The following is a 20,100-nucleotide window of genomic DNA, read 5'->3' on the forward strand; positions in this document are numbered from 1 at the left end:
CGTGCTCAGGCCGCCACGGCGGCCGCGATCGCCCGGCGCGCCATCGCCTCGCTGCCGGCCGCCACGAAGGGCGGGTTACGGAAATGCCGCTCGCTGCAGCCATAGAGCGGCACGGAGCCGTCCAGCGTCAGCACGGTGCCGCCAGCGGCATTGAGGATCGCGTCTCCAGCCGCGATGTCCCATTCCATGGTCTGCCCAACGCGAACATGCAGGTCGGCCTCGCCGGACGCGATCAGTCCGAACTTCACGGCCGACGACACCGGCATTCTGGCGCTTGAGCCCATCGTCGCGGCGACGCTTTCGCTGACCGCGTCGCCATGGAAGCGGCTGACCAGCGTCACCGGTCCTTCGCTCGGCGCTGTGCGCACGCCGATGCGCGCGGGCTCTCCGATCGCGGCGCCATCGCTCGCCAAATTCTGCGCAAAGGCGTCCTCTCCGGCAAACCAGAGTCGCCCGATCTGCGGGGCTGCGATCGCTCCGGCGAGCGGCCGGCCGTCCCTGACGATGGCGATGGCGACGCAATAGCTGTCGCCGCCGGCGAGAAATTCGCGTGTGCCGTCGAGCGGATCGAGCAGGATGAAGACGCGTTCGGGCGCGACGGCCTCGGCGCTCTCCTCGCTGATCACGGGGAAGTCCGGCAGCAGCCGCGCCAGCGCGGTCTTGGCGGTGCGATCCGCCGCGAGATCGGCCGAGCAGACCGGCGAGCCGTCGGCCTTCAGCTTGACGTCACGCGCCGCGCGCATCGTCAGCAGCACGGTCGAACTGAGACGAGCCGCTTCGGCCAGGCATCGCGCCAGGGCGTTGCAGTTTTGCAGCCGGGGATCGTCGAGGCGGATCATTTCAGAACGGAAACCTTCGATTTCGCCGCCATGAATATGAGGGTTAACCACATGCAAACCAAGATGCCACCATATGTTCGGGCAATGGCGGCCCGTCAGTTGCGCCCGCCCCGCACCGCCGATCGCAGGATAAAAGCCCCATGACCGCCATCTCGCTCGAGCCGCTCGACCTGGCCGCGCTCCTCTGCAGCCGGGTCTGCCATGACGTGATCAGCCCGGTCGGCGCCATTGTCAACGCGCTGGAGGTGCTTGAGGAAGACGACCCCTCGATGCGCGACTTCGCGCTCGATCTGATCAAGAAAAGCGCCCGCAGCGCCTCGGCCCGGCTCCAGTTCGCCCGGCTGGCCTTCGGCGCGGCAGGCTCTGCCGGCGCGATGATCGATCTTGGCGACGCCGGAAACGTCGCCAACGGCTTCCTCAATGACGAGAAGCTTTCGCTCGACTGGGACGCTCCGCGCGCGCTGCTGCCCAAGAACCAGGTCAAGCTGCTGCTGAACCTGCTGGTGCTGGCGACCCACGCGATCCCGCGCGGCGGCAAGCTGGTCTCGCGCGCCACCGTCGAAGGCGAGCAGGGACGGTTCGTGATCACCGCGACGGGCTCGCATGCGCGTATTCCCGCCCATGTCGAGGATCTGATCGCTGGCAATTCCGAGACCGGCACCATCGACGCCCATGCCGTCCAGCCGCTCTATACCGGCATGATCGCGCGTGCCGCCGACATGGCGATCGCCTTCGCGATCGAGGGCGACTGCGTCACGATCCTCTCCGAGAAGGCGTCCTGAGCCGACAGCGAGCGCGGAAACATTGCACTTTCCGCTTAATCTCAACCGATCATAAACCCTTCTGCTGCTTAGATCATCCGAAGCGTTGTTGCGTGAGTGATGGTCTCCGGCATGGATGAGCTGCTCCAAGAGTTCCTGAGCGAGACCGGCGAGAACATCGACACGGTCGATCGGGAACTCGTGCGCTTCGAGCAGGAGCCCAACAACCGCGAAATCCTGCGCACGATCTTCCGCCTCGTGCACACCGTGAAGGGCACCTGCGGCTTCATCGGCCTGCCGAGGCTCGAAGCCCTGACCCACGCTGCCGAATCCGTGATGGGGCAGTTTCGCGACGGCGCCACCGTCAGCGTCATCGCCGTGACCGCCGTCCTCGAGACGATCGACCGCGTCAAGGAAATCCTGTCCGAACTCGCCGAGAAGGGCGAGGAGCCGGCCGGCAACGACGAGACCCTGATCGCCGAGCTACGCGCCCTCGCCGACGAGGCCAAGGCCGAACTGGCGCGATCGCAACCCGCCGCGGTCGACGGCGCGGACCCGGTCGCAGCCTATCTCGCCCGCCATGGCTTGCCCGAACCGCATGGCGCGATCGAGACCGAAGACGGTCTCGACCTCGTATTCCGCAGCGCGCCTGGACCCGAACGAGGCCGCGACGGCCGCATCGAGGTTCCCGAAACCGCCACTGCCGCTGCCGAGGAAGGCGCGCCCCGCGAAAGCCGAAGCGTCGGCCCCGCGACCCTGCGCGTCAATGTCGACACCATCGAGCATCTGATGACGATGGTCTCGGAACTCGTCCTGACCCGCAACCAGTTGCTGGAAATCTCGCGCAACCAGGACGATCCCGGCCTGAAGGCGCCATTGCAGCGGCTCTCGCTGATCACCGCCGAACTGCAGGACGGCGTGATGAAGACGCGCATGCAGCCGATCGGCAACGCCTGGTCGAAGCTGCCGCGCATCGTGCGCGATCTCGGCGCCGAACTCGGCAAGCGCATTGATCTGGTGATGGAGGGTACCGAGACCGAACTGGACCGCCAGATCCTCGACCTGATCAAGGATCCGCTGACCCACATGGTCCGCAACTGCGCCGACCATGCCATCGAAAGCTCAGCCGAGCGCCTCGAAGCCGGCAAGCCCGAGCATGGCACCATCCGACTGGCGGCCTATCACGAGGGCGGCTCGGTCACGATCGCGATCTCGGATGACGGACGCGGCCTCGACTTCGCGCGGATCAGGCGCAAGGCCATCCAGCAGGGCCTGGCCCAGGAGGCCGAGGTCGAGCGCATGAGCGATCAGCAGCTCAGCCGCTTCATCTTCCATCCGGGCTTCTCGACGGCCGACCGCATCACCGCCGTCTCCGGGCGAGGCGTCGGCATGGATGTCGTCAAGGTCAATGTCGACGCCATCGGCGGCATCATCGACGTCGCCAGCACGGCGGGCCAGGGCACCAGCATCACCATCAAGATCCCGCTGACGCTCGCGATCGTCTCCGCGCTGATCGTGGTCGCCGGCGAGCAGCGCTTCGCCATCCCGCAGATCGTGGTGCGCGAACTCGTGCGGGTGAAGGCCGGCGCCGACCATCGCGTCGAGCAGATCAACGGCGCGCCCGTGCTGCGGCTGCGCGGACGCCTGCTGCCCATCATCGTGCTCGCGGGCCTGATGGGGTCCGAGATCGCCGAAGCCATCGACGGCTTCATCGTGGTGACGCAGATCGGCGAGCGCCAGTTTGGCATCCTTGTCGACAGCGTATTCCACACCGAGGAAATCGTCGTCAAACCGATGTCGACGAAGCTGCGCCACATCCCGCTCTTCTCCGGAAACACCATCCTGGGCGACGGCGCGGTCGTGCTGATCGTCGATCCCAACGGCATCGCCCGGCTCGTCGGCGCGAACGTCTCGGTCGATGCGACGCGCGCCGACGCGCCGGCGACGGTCCGTTCCTCCGTCGGCGAAAAGACGACGATGCTGGTCTTCCGCGCCGGCCTGGACGGATTCAAGGCGGTGCCGCTGTCGCTGGTGACCCGGCTCGAGGAGGTCGACGCGGCTGAGTTCCAGACCAGTGGTGGCCGCGTGCTGCTGCATTATCGCGACAAGCTGATGCCGGTGATTCCGGTGGGTGAAGCCGCGATCCGGACCGAGGGACTGCAGTCCCTGGTGATCATCTCCGACGGCGAACTGACCATGGGTCTCGCGGTCGATGCGATCGTCGACATCGTCGACGAGGTGCTCGACGTCGAGCTCGAATCGACGGTCGATCGCGGCGTCATCGGCTCCGCCGTCATCCGCGGCCGCGCAACCGACATCCTCGACCTCGCCTATTACCTGCCCAAGGGCGATCCGGGCTGGCTCAGCAGCCGCCGCAGCGAACAGCCGGCGACGAGCGCCACGCAGATCCTGCTGGTCGAGCCCTCCGACTTCCTGCGCGAAATGCTGAACCCGGTCCTGAAGGCGTCCGGCCAGCAGGTTGCGCTCGCGGCCGATTTCGATAGCGCGCGCAAACTGGCCAGCCACGGGCAGATGAGCACCGTGCTCGTCGATCTCGACCGCGATCCCGAGGCGGCCTACGCCTTCGCCGCGATGCTGCGCGCGGGCGACGACGGCGAGAACCTGCGCATCCTCGGCATGACCGCGCTCGCCACGCCCGAACTGCACATGCGCGCCGCCAAGGCGCGCCTCGACGAGATCGTCGCGAAGTTCGATCGCCGCGCCTTGCTGAGCGAACTGGCCGAACGCAAATCGACCATGAGGCAGGCGGCATGAGCACAAGGACAACCGACAGCTCGCGGCCGACCGCCTCCGCCACCACCGGATTTGGCGATTCGCTCGATTACGTCACCGTCACCATCGGCGACCAGATGCTCGGCCTGCCGATCGGGCGGGTCCACGACGTCTTCATCGCCAACCGCATCACCGCCGTGCCGCGCGCACCCAGCGAGATCGTCGGGCTGCTCAATCTGCGCGGCCGCGTCGTCACCGCGATCTGCCTGCGCAAGCGGCTCGGCAGGCCGGCCAATCCCGACATGCGGGGCAACGAGAAATGCGAGCTCACCGCCGTCGGCATCGACGATGGCGGCGAGGCCTATGCGTTGATCGTCGATGCCGTCGGCGAGGTGATGCGGCTCGATCAGTCGACCTTCGAGCCCGTCCCCGTTCATCTGGATCGCAGCTGGGCCGCGCTCGCGGCCGGGGTGCACCGCCTCGACGACCGCCTTCTCGTCGTTCTCGACGTCGATGCCGTTTTGAAACTTGACCTGCCCGTGGCTGCCTGACCCGCGGCAAAATCGTTATCTGGAGAAAGATCATGAAGTATTGCCTTGTCGTCGACGACTCCGCTGTGATCCGCAAGGTCGCGCGCCGCATTCTCGAGGGCCTGCAGTTCCGCATCGCGGAAGCCGAGGACGGCGCGCGCGCCATCGACGCCTGCAAGGGCGAGATGCCCGACGCCGTGCTGCTCGACTGGAACATGCCGATCATGGACGGCTATGACTTCCTGCGCACGCTGCGGCAGATGCCGGGCGGAAAGCGGCCCAAGGTCGTCTTCTGCACGACCGAGAACGACATCGCCCATATCGCCCGCGCCATGCATGCCGGCGCCGACGAATACATCATGAAGCCGTTCGACAAGGAGATCGTCGCCTCCAAGTTCCATCAGGTCGGCCTGCTGTGAGCAGCGGGGCGACAGTCCGCACTGTCGCCCTGAACGGGCGCGGACCCAAGCGGCCGCGCCTGACGACCCTGCTGCGACCGGCCTGACGGATACGCGACGCATGACGAGTTCCCTCCCGGCGATGGCCATCGCGATGCATCGGCCCAAAACGGTCGTGATCGCCGACGATTCCGTCGTCGTGCGCGGCCTGTTCGCGCGCTGGCTCGGCGAGAGCGGCCAGTTCCATGTCGTGGCGGTTGCAGGCGACGGCGAGACGGCGGTCGCCCATGCCGGCCGCTTCCAGCCCGACGTGATGGTGCTCGATCTCGACATGCCCGGCGTCGACGGCGTCGCCGCCTTGCCCCAGATCCTGAAGCAGAGCCCCAACACCGGCATCCTGCTCGCAACCACACTCACGGAGCGAAACGCCCGGATCGCGCTGGAATGCATGACCAAGGGCGCGATGGACGTCGTCTCCAAACCCGACAGCCGCAGCGGCATGACCTTGTCGCTGGATTTCCGCAGCGAATTCCTGCTCAAGGTCGGCAACATCGCGCAGACCCAGGCCAAGCCCGGAACCCTGCCGCCTGACATCGATTTCGATTTCAGCCCCGCCGGCCCGGTCAACCTCCGGCCCCTGGTGACGGTGATGCCGCGCTACCTGATGATCGGCGCCTCCACCGGCGGACCGCGCGCGGTCGTGAAAGTGCTCCAGGACATCGGCGACGGCTTGCGCGACCTGACCACGCTGATCGTGCAGCACATGCCGCCTCTGTTCACGGCCTCCTTCGCCGAGCAGGTCGCCATGCAGATCGGCCTGCCGACGCGCGAACCGTATGATGGCGAACGCCTGTCCCGCGGCACGATATACGTAGCCCCCGGCGGCCGCCATCTCGGCATCGACCGCAAGCTCGGCCATCTCGTCGCCAGCATCAGCGATGGGCCGCCTGTCCGCTTCTGCCGCCCTGCCGTCGATGTGCTGTTCAACGACGGCGCGCGCCATCTCGGCCCCGCCGCGCTCGGCCTCGTGCTGACCGGCATGGGCAGCGACGGCACCGAAGGCGCGGGCGCGCTGCGCCGCGCCGGCGCGGCGGTGATCGCTCAGGACGAATTGTCGAGCACGATCTGGGGCATGCCGGGCTCGGTCGTCCGCGCCAGGCATGCCAGCGCCGTGATTCCTCTCGACGGGATCGGCCCCGCCATCCGCAGCCTCGTTCGCGTGGGGCAGCAATCATGACCGAGGCGGATTTCGATTTCCTGCGGGCCCTGCTGCACCTTCGTTCCGGCCTCTCGCTGAGCGCCGACAAGCGCTATCTGGCGGAAAGCCGGCTCGGCATGCTCTGCCGCCGGCGTCAGATCGAGAGCCTCGAGGTGCTGGTCAACAAGCTGCGTCATGGCGTCGATCGCGCGCTCGAAAGCGCCGTGGTCGAAGCGATGACGACGAATGAGACGCTGTTCTTCCGCGATCGCATGCCGTTCGACCTGTTCCGCGATGTGATCCTGCCCGAAAAGCTCGCCGCCAACGCCGCGACGCGCAGCCTGCGCATCTGGTGCGCCGCCGTCTCGACCGGCCAGGAAGCCTATTCGCTGGCCATGATCCTCGACGACATGGCGACACGTCTCGTCGGCTGGAAGATCGACATCGTCGGCACTGACATTTCGACCGAGGTGCTCGATAAGGCGCGCGAAGGCATCTACAGCCAGTTCGAGGTCCAACGCGGCCTGCCGATCCAGATGCTGCTGCGCCATTTCCGGCAGGACGGCGACAAATGGCAGATCTCCGAGCGCATCCGCGCCATGGTCGATCTCAGGCAGCACAATTTGCTCGAACCCAATGCCGGCATCGGCCAGTTCGACGTGATCTTCTGCCGCAACGTGCTGATCTATTTCGACGTGCCGACCAAGGCGAAGGTGATGGCCGCGCTGGCGCAACGTCTGGCGCAGGACGGCGTCTTCGTGCTCGGCGCGGCCGAGACGGTGATCGGCATCACCACGACGATCGTGCCCGACAAGGCCCATCGCGGCCTCTACCGCGAAAGCCGCTCGGCCAAGGCGCAGGTGCAGAGCGCCGGCCTGCCCTTCGACCGCAGCCGGATTCCCGCGCTCGGCGGCGTCCGGGGCTGAATTCCAAAGACGGCCCGCGATTCCGCAACCGGCGCGCCAAAATCCGTCCAGCATTCGCCCAAACAAAAACCCCGCCTCTCGGCGGGGTCCCCGTCAACCTGTCGTGTACATCCGACGATCAGGTTGCGATTCTTGTCTCATGCGACCGTGACCGCCGCATGACAGCGGCCGGTCTGCGGCGGATCATCAGGCAGGGATGCGCTGCTCGACTTCGGAGGGCTCGCGCAGCACGTAGCCGCGGCCCCAGACGGTCTCGATGTAGTTCTTGCCGTCGGACGCATTGGCGAGCTTCTTGCGCAGCTTGCAGATGAACACGTCGATGATTTTGAGTTCGGGCTCGTCCATGCCGCCATAGAGGTGGTTCAGGAACATTTCCTTGGTGAGCGTCGTGCCCTTGCGGAGCGAGAGCAGCTCCAGCATCTGGTATTCCTTGCCGGTCAGGTGCACGCGGGCGGCGTCGACCTCGACCGTCTTGGTGTCGAGGTTGACGACGAGGTCGCCGGTGGTGATGACCGACTGGGCGTGGCCCTTCGAGCGGCGGACGATGGCGTGGATGCGGGCGACCAGCTCGTCTTTATGGAACGGCTTGGTCAGGTAGTCGTCGGCGCCGAAGCCGAGGCCCTTGACCTTGTCCTCGATGCCGGCGAGGCCCGACAGGATCAGGATCGGCGTCTTGACCTTGGCGACGCGCAAGCTGCGGAGAACCTCGTAGCCCGACATGTCGGGGAGGTTCAGATCCAGCAGGATGATGTCGTAATCATAGAGCTTGCCGAGATCGACGCCTTCCTCACCAAGATCGGTGGTATAGACGTTGAAGCTCTCGGACTTGAGCATAAGCTCGATGCTTTGAGCGGTTGCGCTATCGTCTTCGATCAGCAGAACCCGCATGTCACGTCCCCAATTTCGCCCGCAGGCAAGCTAGACCGTACTTCCCGTCCGAACCCTCACGGCCCTGGACGACGACGCGCTTGCCCGATGAAACGCCACGCGACACGCTACGGGGAAATGGTTAACAAACCGTGATTCCCGTGCGCAAGCGCTTCCTGGGAGAAAGTGAACGATCCTTGCCGAGGTGAGTCGAATTTGACACGGATCGAAGAGCCTTCACCCGCGAAATCGCCTTTCGCGGAAGCCGCCTCGCAAAACAGGGCCTGTTAACCCCTGCGGCACGATGCGGCTTCGAAACACAGTGTTAATCACACAGGTAAACGAAAGGTTGACGGAAAGACTTATGTCCACCGCAAGGCGCAGTTCCGACCGACTTTCGAACCTCGCCGCCATCGTCGGCGGGCTGGACGGCGTTACAATCTATGGTCGCGTCACCGCGGTCAGGGGTCTGCTCGTCGAAATTTCCGGACCGATCGGCGCAATGAGCCTGGGCGGGCGCATCGGCATCGAGATCGCGCCGGGTACCCGCGTGCCTTGCGAGGTCATCGGATTTTCCGGGGAGAAGGCGCTGGTGATGCCCTTTGGCGGGCTCGACGGCGTGCGTCGCGGCTGTCCGGCCTATGTCGACAAGGCCCAGCCTGGCATCAGGCCGACCTCGGCCTGGCTCGGCCGCGTCGTCGATGCGCTCGGCCGCCCGGTCGATGGCGGGCCGCCCTTGCCCGAGGGTGAGACGCTCTGCACCTTCCGCAACGACCCGCCGCCAGCCCATTCGCGCCGGCGCGTCGGCAAGCCGCTCGACCTTGGCGTGCGCGCGCTCAACGCCTTCCTGACCTGCTGCCTCGGCCAGCGCATGGGCATCTTCGCAGGCTCGGGCGTCGGCAAATCGGTGCTGCTTTCGATGCTGGCGCGCTATGCCCGTGCCGACGTCAACATCATCGGGCTCGTCGGCGAGCGCGGCCGCGAGGTCCAGGAGTTCCTGCAGGACGATCTCGGCCCCGCCGGCCTCGCCCGCTCGATCGTCGTCGTCGCGACCTCGGACGAGCCCGCCCTGATGCGCAAGCAGGCGGCGCTGACGACGCTGACGCTGGCGGAGTATTTCCGCGACCAGGGCAAGCAGGTGATGTGCCTGATGGATTCGGTGACGCGCTTCGCCATGGCGATGCGCGAGATCGGGCTCGCCGCCGGCGAGCCGCCGACGACCAAGGGCTATACGCCGACCGTCTTCGCCGAATTGCCGCGCCTCCTCGAACGCGCCGGGCCCGGCGTCGGCGACGGCGCGATCACCGGGCTGTTCACTGTGCTGGTCGATGGCGGCGACCATGACGAGCCGGTCGCCGACGCGGTGCGCGGCATCCTCGACGGCCATATCGTGATGGAGCGCTCGATTGCCGAGCGCGGCCGCTATCCCGCGATCAATATCCTGAAATCGGTCTCCCGGACCATGCCGAAAGCCTGCGACCCGGCATTCTACCCCGTCGTGCAGAAGGCGCGCGCGACGCTCGCGACCTATGCCGATATGGAGGAACTGATTCGGCTCGGCGCCTATCGTCAGGGCGCGTCGGCGGAAGTGGACGAGGCGATCAGGCTCAACCCGGCGCTGGAGGAGTTCCTCAAGCAAGCCAAGGACGAGGCGACCTCGCTGCCCGACGGCTACGCCCACCTCTCGGCGATCATGAGCGGTTGAAGACGCCCTACGCCTTGGCGAAATAGCTCAGGATCGCCACGGCTTCAGGCGACATCCAGTCCGCCTGCCCCAACAGATAGCCCCGCACACCGCCGCGTGGATCGACGAGATAGGTGATCGGCAGGCCGGATGCGAGCGTGAAGGGCGCCTCGGCACCGTCTGCTGCCGGCGCCGACAGCCGCTTGCCGTCGCGATCCCAGAACACTGGAAGCTGCCTGACGCCGAGGCGGGCAAGATAATCCCCGACACTCTTGAGAGCGGGACGATCGGTGCAGATCGTGACGAGGCTGACGCCGTTGCGCTTGAAGGCCGGCAGCTGGCTCTCGAACAGCGGCAGCTCGATCCGGCAGATCGGACACCAGGTCGCCCAGAGATAGACTAGCGTGACCTGGCCCGCCGCCGGCCCGGCGAGCCCCGTCTTGCCGCCGAGCCGCGGCAGCGACAGCGGCGTCATGGGCACGACCGGCTCGATCTCGGTGAACTGGTAGCGCGACGTCCGGAATACGGGCGGGCGCTCCTGTGCGACGGCGAGCCCAGCCAGGCAACCTAACGAGGCCTGCAGCAGCAGGCGTCTTGACGGGTCGGTCAACGCCATTCCAGCACCGCGAATCCTCGTAGCGGCGCAAATCTTTCCGCCGCCGCCGATCTGGCTTGAGAATGTGGCCGCACCCGGAGCCGGCCGTGAAGCCCCGATCACGAAAGAGGGAGCTCGCGCGATGTCGTCACGCTCTCAACCGGACGACCAGGATCAGCATCGCCGCCAGCGCCAGCGCCTGAACGCCTGCCGAGATCAGCAGCGTCGCCTGCGGGCCAAACCCCTCCATCAGGAAGGCGAAGAGCAGCGGCGCAGCGGCGAAGGCCATGTTCTGCGGCACCGCCAGCCGGCCGAGCATCGCGCCGAACCCATGCCGGCCAAACAGCACCAGAGGCAGCGTCGCCCGCGCCACCGATATCACGCCCATCGCGGCGCTGAAGCAGATCACGAAAGCAGCCGCGACCGCGAAGGGGCCAGAAGCGAACGCCATGACGAGACAGGCGAGCGGGCCGAGCGCAAGCCCAGCCAGCGCCACCTTCTCGACCGGAAAGCGCTCGCCCGCGACCGCATCGACAGCGCGCGCCAGCAGCGTCGCCGGGCCGCTGAGCGTGGCCAGGCCCACCGCCGCCGCCTGACTCAGACCCGAGCTCTGCAACAGGCCGATGAGATGCAGCGGCAGCCCCCACGACACGAGTCCGCTCGCCGAGAAGATCAGCGCCAGGAGCCAGAACGTCGCCCGGCGCTGGGCTGGCACGATCCGGCCGGTCTCGCCGGCCGGATCGTCGGCGACCGCATCGGTGGTGGTTGAAGGCAAGGCGTGGCGCCAGGCCGGGACGCAGGCGTGGATCGGCAGCACGACGAAGATCTGCATCGCGGCGAAGACGAGCCAGCAGGCGCGCCAGCCGAAAGCGTCCGTCAGCGCCGCCGCCAGCGGCCAGAACACGGTCGAGGCCAGCCCCGTCGCCAGCATCATGATCCCGATGGTGCGGCGCGCGCGTTCGCCCATCAGCTGCGCCACCGTGATGTTGCCGACATTGGCCAGCGTCATCGCGTGGCCGATGCCGATGACGAACCAGCCGGCGAGATAGCTCACCGGCCCCTGCGCCATCGCGACGCTCGCGAGCCCGAGCGCGCAGATCACCGCGCCGACGCACATCGCGCGGCGCGTGCCGTGAAGGTCGAGATGGCGACCGACGCTCGGCCCCATCAGAGCGCCGGTAATGAGCAGGATGGTGATGCCGCCGAAGACCAGTTCCGGCGTCAGGCCAAGATCGCGCTCGATCGGCGCAGCCAGCACGGAGACGGAATAGAAGGTCGAGCCCCAGCCGATGATGCGGGTGAGAACGAGACCGCAAAGCAATGGGCCGTGTCGGGGCTGGAGCAGGGGAGCGTGCAAGCGAACGTTTCCGGCGACGCGAGGGACGTAAGGCACCCTGCTATCGCCCGCTGCTTAGCCCAACCCGGTCAGCAGCGTCAGCAGGCTGGATGCAATCCCGGCCATGCGCGAAAAGCGGGCCATTTCGGTAAGGAACGGTCAACCTCCTTGCTCCATTGTACTTTTTGTCTCGCGGATGGAGTTCCGGTTGCGTGTCGAGGGGTCGGCAGGCAGCCATGCGTAATCAGGAGTTGGACACGACATGAAGTCGCGAGAGACCCTTTTGCGTCTCAAACGCTTCCAGGTCGACGAAAAGCGTCGCCGGGTAAGCCAGATTGAGATGATGATCGCCGAGTTCCACCGGATGGCGTCCGACCTCGATCGCGAGATCCAGAGCGAGGAGACGCGGGCCGGAATATCCGACCCGGCCCATTTCGCCTACCCGACCTACGCCAAGGCCGCGCTCGGCCGTCGCGATAACCTGCGCCAGTCGGCCGACAATCTGAAGGGCCAGCTCGACGACGCCAAATCCGAGCTGCAGGAAGCCTTCGAGGACATGAAGAAGGTCGAGATCCTCGACGACCGCGAGCGCGCCACCGAGCGCGCGGCGGAAGCGGCCCGCGACCAGGCGATGATGGACTCGATCGGCCTGCGCGCGCGCGCCAGCCTCTGAACCGAGGTCACCACGAAACGCGAAGCAGCAGCGAGGGACAGTCCTTCGCTGCTGCTTCGCGTTTGCGCGCCTGATACGATGCCGCGATGAGCGACATCTCGATCCGGTTCGACGGGCTGTTCCTGCTGGCCGCGCTGGCGCTGGGCGCGGCGACCTATGCAGCCGTCGCGCTGGTGGCGTCGGCACTGGCTCTGACGCAGCCCGCTTCCGCCGGGCGGAGTTGGCGCGTGGCGCGCCTTGCCGGGGCCATGACCGTCGCGACGCTGGCGCTTTTCGCCGTCCTGTTCGCTTGGTGGGCGGGCCAGGGCACGGTCCGCCAGGGCATCAACTGGCTCGACCTGATGGTCTTTCCGTGGCTCGCCGTCTTTGCGGCCGGCGGCTGGGCGCTCACCCGGCGCTGACCCGACCTCAGGCGATCACCGGATGATGCGGCACGCAATCGCGCCGCATCTGCCCGGCGAGCCTTGGATCGTCGTCGATCTCGACACTGCGTCTGAACACCGTAAACCCCGAGCGCTGGTAGAACTCCGGCGCGCCCTGATGGTCGAGCGTGCAGGTGTGCACCCAAAACCGCGAGATCGGCTTCGCCCAGGCCAGCGCAAGCGCCCGGTTCATCAGCCAGCGCCCGGCGCCCTGCCCAATCACCGTCTCGTCGAGGCCGAAGAAGGCAAGCTCGCCTTCGCCGGCGACGCGGAAATCGAGTTCGAGCAGGCCGACATCGTGTCCTTGATGTCTGACGGCCCAGAAGTCGATCGCCGTATCTGCCAGCAGCGCCTCGATCTCGGCGACCGGCTTGACCAGCCGGCTGAACCACATCCAGCGCTCCCCGAGCAGGCGGTAAACCGCGAGATAGCGCGCGACGTCTGCGCGGCCGATCGGATCGAGAGCAAAGCCGGCCATGCCCGGCGGATCAGGCCGGACCGGCGGCTTGTCGAGCATCTCCAGCGAGGTCACGATCGCGGCTATCTTGCCCGGCGGCAGATCGGTGATGCCCTTCAGGCTGATGGAAAGGGTCTCGGGCAGGCTGGCTTTCAAGACGGACTCCGGCGGCGTAAAATCGCTTCGCCGCGATCATGACATGATCGCGGCTGAAAGAGCAGGCGGCATGAAGCATGACGGTTCTCGAATGGCGAGGCGGATAAAGCCGGCCGCAGGCTGCGTCTGGCCGGTGAATTTGCGTCTCGCGCGTGTCCTCGTCGCGCTGACAATCATGTTCGTCGCCGTCCTGCCGCATGCGACGCTGGCCGCCTCGGCGCGGCACGATGCCATGCCGATGGCGGCGACCGCGCCACATCATGGCCATGCCGGGTCGGTGTCCGGAGCGACCACGCCCTGCCACGAAGACGGACAGACAAATGCTGCCGGCAAGCGCTATGGCGCGTCATGCTGCATCCTCGGCTGCGGCCTGCTGATGGCGGGACCGGCTCCAGGTCCAGTCTCCGTGCCAACGCCATGGCGCACCGCAACGCTGCTCCTGCGCGAGAGCGGCGACGAGATCGCCCTCGAACCAGCAGAACGACCACCGCGACGCGCCATCGCCGTCTGACGTCACTCTGTCTTTCCATAATGGCCGCTAGCGCCGCATCGATCAGGACAACCTCATGACAGCCACAGCTTCCCTTCGTTTCACCGCCCTGCTGGCGGCAGGGCTCGCGCTCGGCGGCGCGGCGCTCGCCCAGCAGAACCATGCCGGCCATGGCGCAGCCCCCGCCGCGACCGCGAAAGACACGCCCGCCACGGCGGCGTTCAAGGCCGCCAACATGAAGATGCACAAGGACATGGACATCGCCTTCAGCGGCGATGTCGACGCCGACTTCGTTCGCGGCATGATCCCGCACCATCAGGGCGCGATCGACATGGCCAGGATCATGCTGGCGCATGGCAAGGACCCGAAGCTGAAGGCGCTCGCCACCAGCATCGTGACCGATCAGGAAAAGGAGATCGCAGCGATGCAGGACTGGCTCAAGGCCAACGGCAAATAGGGTAGCCACCGACATCGCGGCGGCGGGCGGCGCGCGCCCGCCGCTTGCCCTCCCCTGCTCCCGCTGGCAGAGAAGGCTTGAGCCGCCGCCCGCGCATGTCCAGCATGCGCGGGCGGCGTTCGACGAACAGCCTTCCGCCCCTTCGCAATTCGCGGTTTCATGAAAAAATACCTCGACTATCTCTGGCCTCTGATCGGGCTCGTCGCGGTCGTCTGGTCGGTCGAGCTGCTCTGGGAAAAACTCAAGGCGGAGGCGCTGACCAACGAGGCCGTGAGCGCGCGGCTCGAACAGGCCGGGCTTTGGGAATCGGTCAGGATCGTCGCCTCCGGCATCGGCCAGAAGATCGCGCTGATCCCATCGGACGCCTTCCTGCATGCGGGCCTCGCCACGCTCGTCGCCTATGCCGCGCTCGCCTGGTATGACCGCATCGCCCTGCTTCACCTCCACAAGGAGAAGGGCATTTCCTGGTCCTATATCTCGCTCTGTTCTTTCGTGACCTACGCGCTGTCGCACAACATCGGCGCCTCGGTGTTTTCCGGCGGCATGGTGCGGTTCCGCGCCTATACCGCCAAGGGGCTGACAGCGGCCGAAGTCGCGGTGCTGGTCGCGCTCTGCTCCTTCACCTTCGCCTTCGGCACGATCCTGCTGATGAGCCTTGTCCTCCTGATCGAGCCCGAAATTCTCCGGCCGCTGGAGCGGCTCTCGACCAGATTCGCCATCGGCGACGGCACGGCGCGGCTGATCGGCGTCGGCATGCTCGGTTTCTGCGCGCTTTACACGATCGGCGCATGGCTCAAGTTCAGGCCTTTGAGGATCGGCAAGTTCGAGGTGATCTATCCTCGCCTGCCGATCGTCGCGCGGCAATATCTGGCGGCGCCGCTGGAGCTCGCGGGCGCGGCCGGCATCATCTATTTCGCCCTGCCCGACCAGGGCAATCCGGGCTTCCTGATCGTGCTCGGAGCTTTCCTGCTCTCGTTTTCGGCAGGCCTCCTGAGCCAGGTACCGGGCGGCGTCGGCGTGATGGAGGCGGTGTTTCTCGCGGTGATGCCGGGCGTGCCGGCCCCGGCCGTCTTCGCGGCGCTGCTAATCTGGCGGCTGTTTTACCTGATCCTGCCGCTGGTGATCTCGCTGCCGGTCGTGCTCGCCTTCGAGCGCAATCAGTTGAAGAAACACAAGATGGCGGTCGCAATCGAGCAGGCCGAGGCCAAGGCCCGCAGCGCCGACCCGCCTATCGCCTGAGCGCGATCGCCGCTGCCGCAAACATCAAGAGCGCGCCAGCGGCCTCGGCCGGGCCGAACGGCTCGTTCAGCACGAAGACGCCGGCGCTCACCGCAATCACCGGACTGACGAAGGCGTAGAGCCCGGCCCGGAACGCGCCCCAGTCGCGCAGCAGCCTGAGATAGATCGTGAAACCGATCAGCGAGCCGGCGATGATGAGCATGGCCAGCGCGGGCAGCACCGGCCATCGCGTCAGCGCGACGAAATCCGCGGATCCGATCGGCTCCAGCGCCAGCGAGAGCGCCACGAGCCCGACCGCTCCGACCGCGCTTTGCCAGCCGGCCAGCGCCAAAGTCGGCATCGTCGCCGCGATCGGACGGGTCAGCACCGCGCCGACGGCGTAAAGCAGTGTGCCCGCCGCGACAGCCGCCAGCCCCCACAGTTCCAGCGCATCGCCTCTGGCCGCATTCAGGCCGTTCATCGCGCGGGCGGCGAAGAGGAAGCCCAGGCCCAGCCCGCCGAGCCCTATCGCCAGCACGCGCCGCCCGCTGATCGGCGTCCCCTCGATGACCCGGCTCGCCAGCAGCGTATAGACCGGGATCGTCGCCATGTTGACGATGGCCGAGAGGCCGCTGGGTGCATGCGCCGCGCCCCAGAACAGCAGCGCATAGTTTCCGGTGTTCACCAGCAGCGCCGTGAAGATCAGCCTCGGCCAAGCCTGACGGGGAACCCTGAAGGCGTCGCGGCCGGCCCAGGCCAGGATCAGCAGGCCGGCGATGACGAAGCGCGTCGCGGCGAGGAAGACCGGCGGCGCATGCTCGGCGGCGATCCTGACCGGCAGGAAGGTCAGCCCCCAGACCAGGCACATCAGGGCGAAGAAGACGGCGTTGCGCGACATGGTAAGGGCTTAGCGGCAACGCCCGGGCACAACCACTGCGCGCGCAGCATGCCGACATGGGCCGCCTGCAGGACCGTAGGTAAACAGCGGTTCTGAGATTTTGACCTGACTTAGCTTTTTTGCTAAGTCAGGAGCATGTGGTCCGTCGAATATCTGCAAGCAGCTTTCGACGAACGAGCAGCTTTGCCGCCGGACATGCGCGCGCGTCTGGGACGAATGGCCGATCTTATCGAGACCGCCGGCCTGCTCAACCTGCCTCGCGACTGGGTCAAACCGCTTGGCGACAAGCTGTGGGAACTCCGTATCACCGGCAGGGACGGCATCGCTCGCGCGATCTACGTCACGGCGACCGGGCAGCGCGTCGTGATCCTGCGCATCTTCGTCAAGAAGACCCAGAAAACGCCGCCGCAGGAACTGGAATTGGCCCGTCAGCGGGCAAGGGAGGTACGATGATCAAGCACCGCGAGGCGCATGCCACGGATATGGCCAACGACCCGGCCTATCGCGAGGCCTATGAGGCTTTGGGTCCTGGATTCACGCTTGTCACCGCGTTGATCGAGGCGCGCTCGCGGGCGAAGTTGACGCAGGCCGAACTTGCAAGCCGCATGGGCACGACCGAAAGCGCCATCAGCCGGCTTGAGAGCGGGCGCACGAAACCCTCGACCCGCACGCTGGAGCGCTACGCAATGGCCACCGGACACCGCCTCGACATCCGGCTGAAGCCGATCAAGCTCACAGCCTGAGCCCTCAGGGCTTTCACACGCTTCCGACCGTCTTGAGCCTCACGCGCGGGTGGATTTCCGCCTGCGACAGCACCGGCGTCTCGCGGCGGAAGCGCTCGATGATCTGGCGCACGAAGGGCCGGGCGAGGCCGGAGGTGACGAGCGCCGGCATCTCGCCGATGCGCGCCGCGTCTTCGAACTTGTCGCGAACGTGATGCACGAATTCCTGCAGGCGCGAAGGCTGCATGGCGAGATGGCGCTCCTCGCCTTGGCCCACGATCGATTCGGCGAAGATGCTCTCCCAGGCCGGCGAGAGCGTGATGATCGGCAGATTGCCCTGCGCGTTCGAGAACTGCGCGCAGATCTGGCGGGCGAGCCGCATCCGGACATGCTCGGCGATGTCGCGCGGGCTCTTCAGGATACCGGCAACCTCGGCGATGGCCTCGATGATGGTGGCGAGGTCGCGGATCGAGATGCGCTCCGAGAGCAGCAGCTGGAGCACGCGCTGAATGCCGGTCGTCGAGATCTGGCTCGGCACGATCTCCTTGACCAGATCGGCATGGTCCTTCTGCAGCTCGCGCAGCAGCTTCTGGACCTCGGCATGCGAGAGCAGCTCTGGCATGTGCGACTTCAGCACCTCGGTCAGATGCGTCGAGATCACCGTCGCGGCGTCGACCACGGTATAGCCGCGCAATTGCGCCTCGTCCTGCAGGGCAGCGTCGATCCAGGTCGCGGGCAGGCCGAAGGTCGGCTCCAGCACATTGTGGCCGGGCAGGTTCACGCTGCCGCCCATCGGGTCCATTGCCATGTACTGGCCGGCATAGACCAGACCATGGCCGGCATCGATCTCCTTGATCTTGATGTAGTAGTGGTTCGCCTCGAGCTGGACGTTGTCGACGATCCTGACCGCCGGCATGACGAAGCCGAGTTCGGCGGCGAGCTGGCGGCGCAGCGCCCGGACCTGGTCGGTGAGGCGGTCCTGCCCGGCTGCGGCGTTGACCAGCGGCAGGAGCCCGTAGCCGATCTCGATCTTGAGCTCGTCGAGCTTGAGCAGATCGTTGAGCGTCTCTTCCTTGGGCGTGCCGTCGGCCGACAGCGGCGAATCCGGCTGGCCCGGTGCAACCGCGTCGGCGGCTTCCTTGAGCTTGGCGAGCTTGCCGAAATGGCGCGCGAGAAACGCCGAACCGCCCGCGAGCGTCAGGAACGGCAGCATCGGGATGCCAGGCAGGATCGCAATCAGCAGCATCACCGCCGCCGACATGCCCAGCGCCTTCGGATAGCCCGAGAGCTGCTTGCCGAGCGCCTTGTCGGCCGCGCCGCGCACGCCCGACTTGGAAACGAGCAGGCCGGCCGCCGTCGAGACGATCAGCGCGGGGATCTGGCTGACGAGGCCGTCGCCGACGGTGAGCTGGGTATAGGCGCGCGCCGCGTCGCCAAAGCCCATGCCCTGCTGGGCGACGCCGATAATGATGCCGCCGAGCACGTTGATGAAGGTGATGAGCAGGCCCGCGATCGCGTCGCCGCGGACGAATTTGGACGCGCCGTCCATCGAGCCGAAGAAGTTGGCCTCGTCCTCCAGCGCCTTGCGGCGGGTCTTGGCGACGTCCTGGTCGATCAGTCCCGCCGAAAGATCGGCGTCGATCGCCATCTGCTTGCCGGGCATCGCGTCGAGCGCAAAGCGCGCCGCGACCTCGGCGATGCGGCCAGAACCTTTGGTGATGACGACGAAATTGACGATGAGCAGGATGGTGAAGACCACCACCCCGATCACGAAATTGCCGCCCATCACGAAATTGCCGAAGGCCTCGATGACGTGGCCGGCGGCAGCGCTCCCCTCATGGCCATGGGCGAGAATGAGCCGCGTCGAGGCGAGGTTGAGCGCGAGCCTCAGCATGGTGACGATCAGCAGCACGGTCGGGAAGGCCGAGAACTCCAGCGGCTCCTCGATGAACAGCGCCGTCATCAGCACCAGCACCGACAGGATGATCGAGAGCGCCAGCAGCATGTCGAGCATGATGCCCGGCAGCGGGAAGATGAGCACCACGAGGATGCCCATGACGCCGATCGCCAGGAACAGGTCGGGCCGGTTGAGGAGCTTCCCCAACGCCCCGCGGCTCATGTCGAAGCCGCCGCCTGCTCCTGCCGTCACATCGGTCATCGACCAGCCCGCTCCACGTCCCAACGTCCGTCGCGCACCAGACGCGCAGCCCGGCAATTCTTGCCGGGTGCATGGTGAACGAGTGGTTAAGGTCGTCGAAAAAAGCCGCGCCGGAACCTTTCCCTGAACGGACCGTTATCGAATGGCCGTGTTGCGGCCGCATTCGGCCGCCCAACTCGTCGCGGGTCGACGAAACGGCTTGCACAAGTAACGAAACGGCTTGGACAAGCCAAAAATCCTGGAGGAAGACGTGGATAGACGTTCATTCGTGATGAGCCTGTTTGGTGGCGTCGCTGCTGCGGGCCTCGGCGGCACGGCGATGGCGCAGGCGGCGGTGCGCAAGCTCGATACCGTTCCCGCCATGCCGGCAGCGGGCGAGATCGACGCGGCGGCGAAGGCTGGCCTGGATCGGGCTGACGCCGATTTCAATCAGGTCGTGGTGCGTGAGCGCGTCGTCCGCCGCCGCCCCCGCCCCTATCGTCGCCCGGTCGTGGTGCGCCGCACGGTGATCCGCCGGCCGCGCCGCGTGATCGTGCGTCGCCGCGTGATCGTGCGCTGATAGCGATATCCAGCGAGTTGAAA

The 20,100-nt window shown here is 66.6% G+C and carries 22 protein-coding genes; 15 read left to right on the forward strand and 7 right to left on the reverse strand.

All coding sequences use genetic code 11. The features are described 5' to 3' along the window. Nucleotides 1-5 precede the first annotated feature (5 nt). Nucleotides 6-839, reverse strand: a complete 834-nt coding sequence (locus AC1DZY_RS09965; protein WP_476819950.1) for a 3'(2'),5'-bisphosphate nucleotidase CysQ family protein — start codon at nucleotides 837-839, stop codon at nucleotides 6-8. 140 nt (nucleotides 840-979) lie between these two features. Here AC1DZY_RS09965 and chpT point away from each other — a divergent pair, with 140 nt between their 5' ends. The 6 genes from chpT (at nucleotide 980) to AC1DZY_RS09995 (ending at nucleotide 7,385) form a co-directional block, all read left to right on the forward strand. Then, nucleotides 980-1,621, forward strand: coding sequence for a histidine phosphotransferase ChpT (chpT, locus tag AC1DZY_RS09970; protein ID WP_476819951.1), 642 nt, complete (start codon nucleotides 980-982; stop codon nucleotides 1,619-1,621). A gap of 111 nt (nucleotides 1,622-1,732) precedes the next feature. Further along, nucleotides 1,733-4,375 carry a hybrid sensor histidine kinase/response regulator gene (locus AC1DZY_RS09975; protein WP_476819952.1) on the forward strand — a complete coding sequence of 881 codons (2,643 nt, stop codon included), beginning with the start codon at nucleotides 1,733-1,735 and terminating at the stop codon, nucleotides 4,373-4,375. Further along, the gene (locus AC1DZY_RS09980; protein ID WP_476819953.1) at nucleotides 4,372-4,884 is read left to right on the forward strand and encodes a chemotaxis protein CheW; all 513 of its coding nucleotides are present in this window, start codon (nucleotides 4,372-4,374) and stop codon (nucleotides 4,882-4,884) included. Before AC1DZY_RS09975 ends, AC1DZY_RS09980 begins: the two co-directional genes overlap by 4 nt. A gap of 32 nt (nucleotides 4,885-4,916) precedes the next feature. After that, nucleotides 4,917-5,282: a response regulator gene (locus tag AC1DZY_RS09985; protein WP_043237911.1), complete on the forward strand. Its 366-nt coding sequence runs from the start codon at nucleotides 4,917-4,919 to the stop codon at nucleotides 5,280-5,282. Nucleotides 5,283-5,382: 100 nt separating this feature from the next. Continuing rightward, nucleotides 5,383-6,498, forward strand: coding sequence for a chemotaxis-specific protein-glutamate methyltransferase CheB (gene cheB / locus AC1DZY_RS09990; RefSeq protein WP_476819954.1), 1,116 nt, complete (start codon nucleotides 5,383-5,385; stop codon nucleotides 6,496-6,498). Then, a complete protein-coding gene (locus AC1DZY_RS09995) occupies nucleotides 6,495-7,385 on the forward strand; it encodes a CheR family methyltransferase (protein ID WP_476819955.1) in 891 nt (296 codons plus the stop codon). Before cheB ends, AC1DZY_RS09995 begins: the two co-directional genes overlap by 4 nt. 186 nt (nucleotides 7,386-7,571) lie before the next feature. Here the strand turns inward: AC1DZY_RS09995 and ctrA are convergent, their stop codons facing one another. Then, nucleotides 7,572-8,273: a response regulator transcription factor CtrA gene (ctrA, locus tag AC1DZY_RS10000; protein ID WP_054209758.1), complete on the reverse strand. Its 702-nt coding sequence runs from the start codon at nucleotides 8,271-8,273 to the stop codon at nucleotides 7,572-7,574. A gap of 343 nt (nucleotides 8,274-8,616) precedes the next feature. Here ctrA and fliI point away from each other — a divergent pair, with 343 nt between their 5' ends. Further along, a complete protein-coding gene (gene fliI, locus AC1DZY_RS10005; protein WP_476819956.1) occupies nucleotides 8,617-9,957 on the forward strand; it encodes a flagellar protein export ATPase FliI in 1,341 nt (446 codons plus the stop codon). Nucleotides 9,958-9,964: 7 nt separating this feature from the next. Here fliI and AC1DZY_RS10010 read toward each other — a convergent pair whose 3' ends face one another. Together AC1DZY_RS10010 and AC1DZY_RS10015 are read right to left on the reverse strand one after the other, a co-directional pair. Then, nucleotides 9,965-10,552 (reverse strand): TlpA disulfide reductase family protein, encoded by a 588-nt coding sequence (locus AC1DZY_RS10010; RefSeq protein WP_476819957.1) that lies wholly within the window; start codon nucleotides 10,550-10,552, stop codon nucleotides 9,965-9,967. Between the two features lie 127 nt (nucleotides 10,553-10,679). Continuing rightward, entirely contained in the window at nucleotides 10,680-11,888 is a 1,209-nt protein-coding gene (locus AC1DZY_RS10015) for an MFS transporter (protein ID WP_476819958.1), read from the reverse strand. A gap of 241 nt (nucleotides 11,889-12,129) precedes the next feature. Here AC1DZY_RS10015 and fliJ point away from each other — a divergent pair, with 241 nt between their 5' ends. Together fliJ and AC1DZY_RS10025 are read left to right on the forward strand one after the other, a co-directional pair. Beyond that, nucleotides 12,130-12,540, forward strand: coding sequence for a flagellar export protein FliJ (gene fliJ, locus AC1DZY_RS10020; protein ID WP_476819959.1), 411 nt, complete (start codon nucleotides 12,130-12,132; stop codon nucleotides 12,538-12,540). A gap of 86 nt (nucleotides 12,541-12,626) precedes the next feature. Next, a complete protein-coding gene (locus AC1DZY_RS10025) occupies nucleotides 12,627-12,941 on the forward strand; it encodes a hypothetical protein (RefSeq protein WP_476819960.1) in 315 nt (104 codons plus the stop codon). 7 nt (nucleotides 12,942-12,948) lie between these two features. Here AC1DZY_RS10025 and AC1DZY_RS10030 read toward each other — a convergent pair whose 3' ends face one another. After that, on the reverse strand, nucleotides 12,949-13,575 hold the full coding sequence (locus tag AC1DZY_RS10030; protein WP_476819961.1) for a GNAT family N-acetyltransferase: 627 nt from the start codon (nucleotides 13,573-13,575) through the stop codon (nucleotides 12,949-12,951). Nucleotides 13,576-13,708: 133 nt separating this feature from the next. Between AC1DZY_RS10030 and AC1DZY_RS10035 the strand changes: the two genes are divergently transcribed. From AC1DZY_RS10035 to AC1DZY_RS10045, 3 genes are all read left to right on the forward strand, one after another. After that, nucleotides 13,709-14,086, forward strand: a complete 378-nt coding sequence (locus AC1DZY_RS10035) for a hypothetical protein (protein ID WP_476819962.1) — start codon at nucleotides 13,709-13,711, stop codon at nucleotides 14,084-14,086. A gap of 55 nt (nucleotides 14,087-14,141) precedes the next feature. After that, a complete protein-coding gene (gene copM / locus AC1DZY_RS10040; protein WP_476819963.1) occupies nucleotides 14,142-14,522 on the forward strand; it encodes a CopM family metallochaperone in 381 nt (126 codons plus the stop codon). Nucleotides 14,523-14,681: 159 nt separating this feature from the next. Continuing rightward, complete coding sequence (locus AC1DZY_RS10045; RefSeq protein WP_476819964.1) at nucleotides 14,682-15,761, forward strand: lysylphosphatidylglycerol synthase transmembrane domain-containing protein; 1,080 nt, start codon at nucleotides 14,682-14,684, stop codon at nucleotides 15,759-15,761. Here AC1DZY_RS10045 and AC1DZY_RS10050 read toward each other — a convergent pair. Continuing rightward, nucleotides 15,751-16,638: a DMT family transporter gene (locus tag AC1DZY_RS10050; RefSeq protein WP_476819965.1), complete on the reverse strand. Its 888-nt coding sequence runs from the start codon at nucleotides 16,636-16,638 to the stop codon at nucleotides 15,751-15,753. The two genes, AC1DZY_RS10045 and AC1DZY_RS10050, sit on opposite strands and share 11 nt — an antisense overlap. Before the next feature lie 135 nt (nucleotides 16,639-16,773). On the opposite strand from AC1DZY_RS10050, the gene AC1DZY_RS10055 reads away from it, so the two are divergent. Next, complete coding sequence (locus tag AC1DZY_RS10055; protein WP_476819966.1) at nucleotides 16,774-17,091, forward strand: type II toxin-antitoxin system RelE/ParE family toxin; 318 nt, start codon at nucleotides 16,774-16,776, stop codon at nucleotides 17,089-17,091. Beyond that, on the forward strand, nucleotides 17,088-17,381 hold the full coding sequence (locus AC1DZY_RS10060) for a helix-turn-helix domain-containing protein (RefSeq protein ID WP_476819967.1): 294 nt from the start codon (nucleotides 17,088-17,090) through the stop codon (nucleotides 17,379-17,381). The genes AC1DZY_RS10055 and AC1DZY_RS10060 overlap by 4 nt, the downstream gene beginning before the upstream one ends. 13 nt (nucleotides 17,382-17,394) lie before the next feature. Here the strand turns inward: AC1DZY_RS10060 and flhA are convergent, their stop codons facing one another. Continuing rightward, nucleotides 17,395-19,518 (reverse strand): flagellar biosynthesis protein FlhA, encoded by a 2,124-nt coding sequence (gene flhA, locus AC1DZY_RS10065; protein WP_476819968.1) that lies wholly within the window; start codon nucleotides 19,516-19,518, stop codon nucleotides 17,395-17,397. Nucleotides 19,519-19,738: 220 nt separating this feature from the next. Here flhA and AC1DZY_RS10070 point away from each other — a divergent pair, with 220 nt between their 5' ends. Beyond that, on the forward strand, nucleotides 19,739-20,077 hold the full coding sequence (locus AC1DZY_RS10070) for a hypothetical protein (protein WP_476819969.1): 339 nt from the start codon (nucleotides 19,739-19,741) through the stop codon (nucleotides 20,075-20,077). Nucleotides 20,078-20,100: the final 23 nt, after the last annotated feature.

The sequence above is a fragment of the Allobosea sp. P2_A10 genome, assembly GCF_056405115.1.

Coding starts and splice junctions, on each gene's coding strand:
- AC1DZY_RS09965 (WP_476819950.1), bottom strand. CDS start 839: ATGATCCGCCTCGACGATCCCCGGCTGCAAAACTGCAACGCCCTGGCG.
- chpT (WP_476819951.1), top strand. CDS start 980: ATGACCGCCATCTCGCTCGAGCCGCTCGACCTGGCCGCGCTCCTCTGC.
- AC1DZY_RS09975 (WP_476819952.1), top strand. CDS start 1,733: ATGGATGAGCTGCTCCAAGAGTTCCTGAGCGAGACCGGCGAGAACATC.
- AC1DZY_RS09980 (WP_476819953.1), top strand. CDS start 4,372: ATGAGCACAAGGACAACCGACAGCTCGCGGCCGACCGCCTCCGCCACC.
- AC1DZY_RS09985 (WP_043237911.1), top strand. CDS start 4,917: ATGAAGTATTGCCTTGTCGTCGACGACTCCGCTGTGATCCGCAAGGTC.
- cheB (WP_476819954.1), top strand. CDS start 5,383: ATGACGAGTTCCCTCCCGGCGATGGCCATCGCGATGCATCGGCCCAAA.
- AC1DZY_RS09995 (WP_476819955.1), top strand. CDS start 6,495: ATGACCGAGGCGGATTTCGATTTCCTGCGGGCCCTGCTGCACCTTCGT.
- ctrA (WP_054209758.1), bottom strand. CDS start 8,273: ATGCGGGTTCTGCTGATCGAAGACGATAGCGCAACCGCTCAAAGCATC.
- fliI (WP_476819956.1), top strand. CDS start 8,617: ATGTCCACCGCAAGGCGCAGTTCCGACCGACTTTCGAACCTCGCCGCC.
- AC1DZY_RS10010 (WP_476819957.1), bottom strand. CDS start 10,552: ATGGCGTTGACCGACCCGTCAAGACGCCTGCTGCTGCAGGCCTCGTTA.
- fliJ (WP_476819959.1), top strand. CDS start 12,130: ATGAAGTCGCGAGAGACCCTTTTGCGTCTCAAACGCTTCCAGGTCGAC.
- AC1DZY_RS10025 (WP_476819960.1), top strand. CDS start 12,627: ATGAGCGACATCTCGATCCGGTTCGACGGGCTGTTCCTGCTGGCCGCG.
- copM (WP_476819963.1), top strand. CDS start 14,142: ATGACAGCCACAGCTTCCCTTCGTTTCACCGCCCTGCTGGCGGCAGGG.
- AC1DZY_RS10045 (WP_476819964.1), top strand. CDS start 14,682: ATGAAAAAATACCTCGACTATCTCTGGCCTCTGATCGGGCTCGTCGCG.
- AC1DZY_RS10050 (WP_476819965.1), bottom strand. CDS start 16,638: ATGTCGCGCAACGCCGTCTTCTTCGCCCTGATGTGCCTGGTCTGGGGG.
- AC1DZY_RS10055 (WP_476819966.1), top strand. CDS start 16,774: ATGTGGTCCGTCGAATATCTGCAAGCAGCTTTCGACGAACGAGCAGCT.
- AC1DZY_RS10060 (WP_476819967.1), top strand. CDS start 17,088: ATGATCAAGCACCGCGAGGCGCATGCCACGGATATGGCCAACGACCCG.
- flhA (WP_476819968.1), bottom strand. CDS start 19,518: ATGACCGATGTGACGGCAGGAGCAGGCGGCGGCTTCGACATGAGCCGC.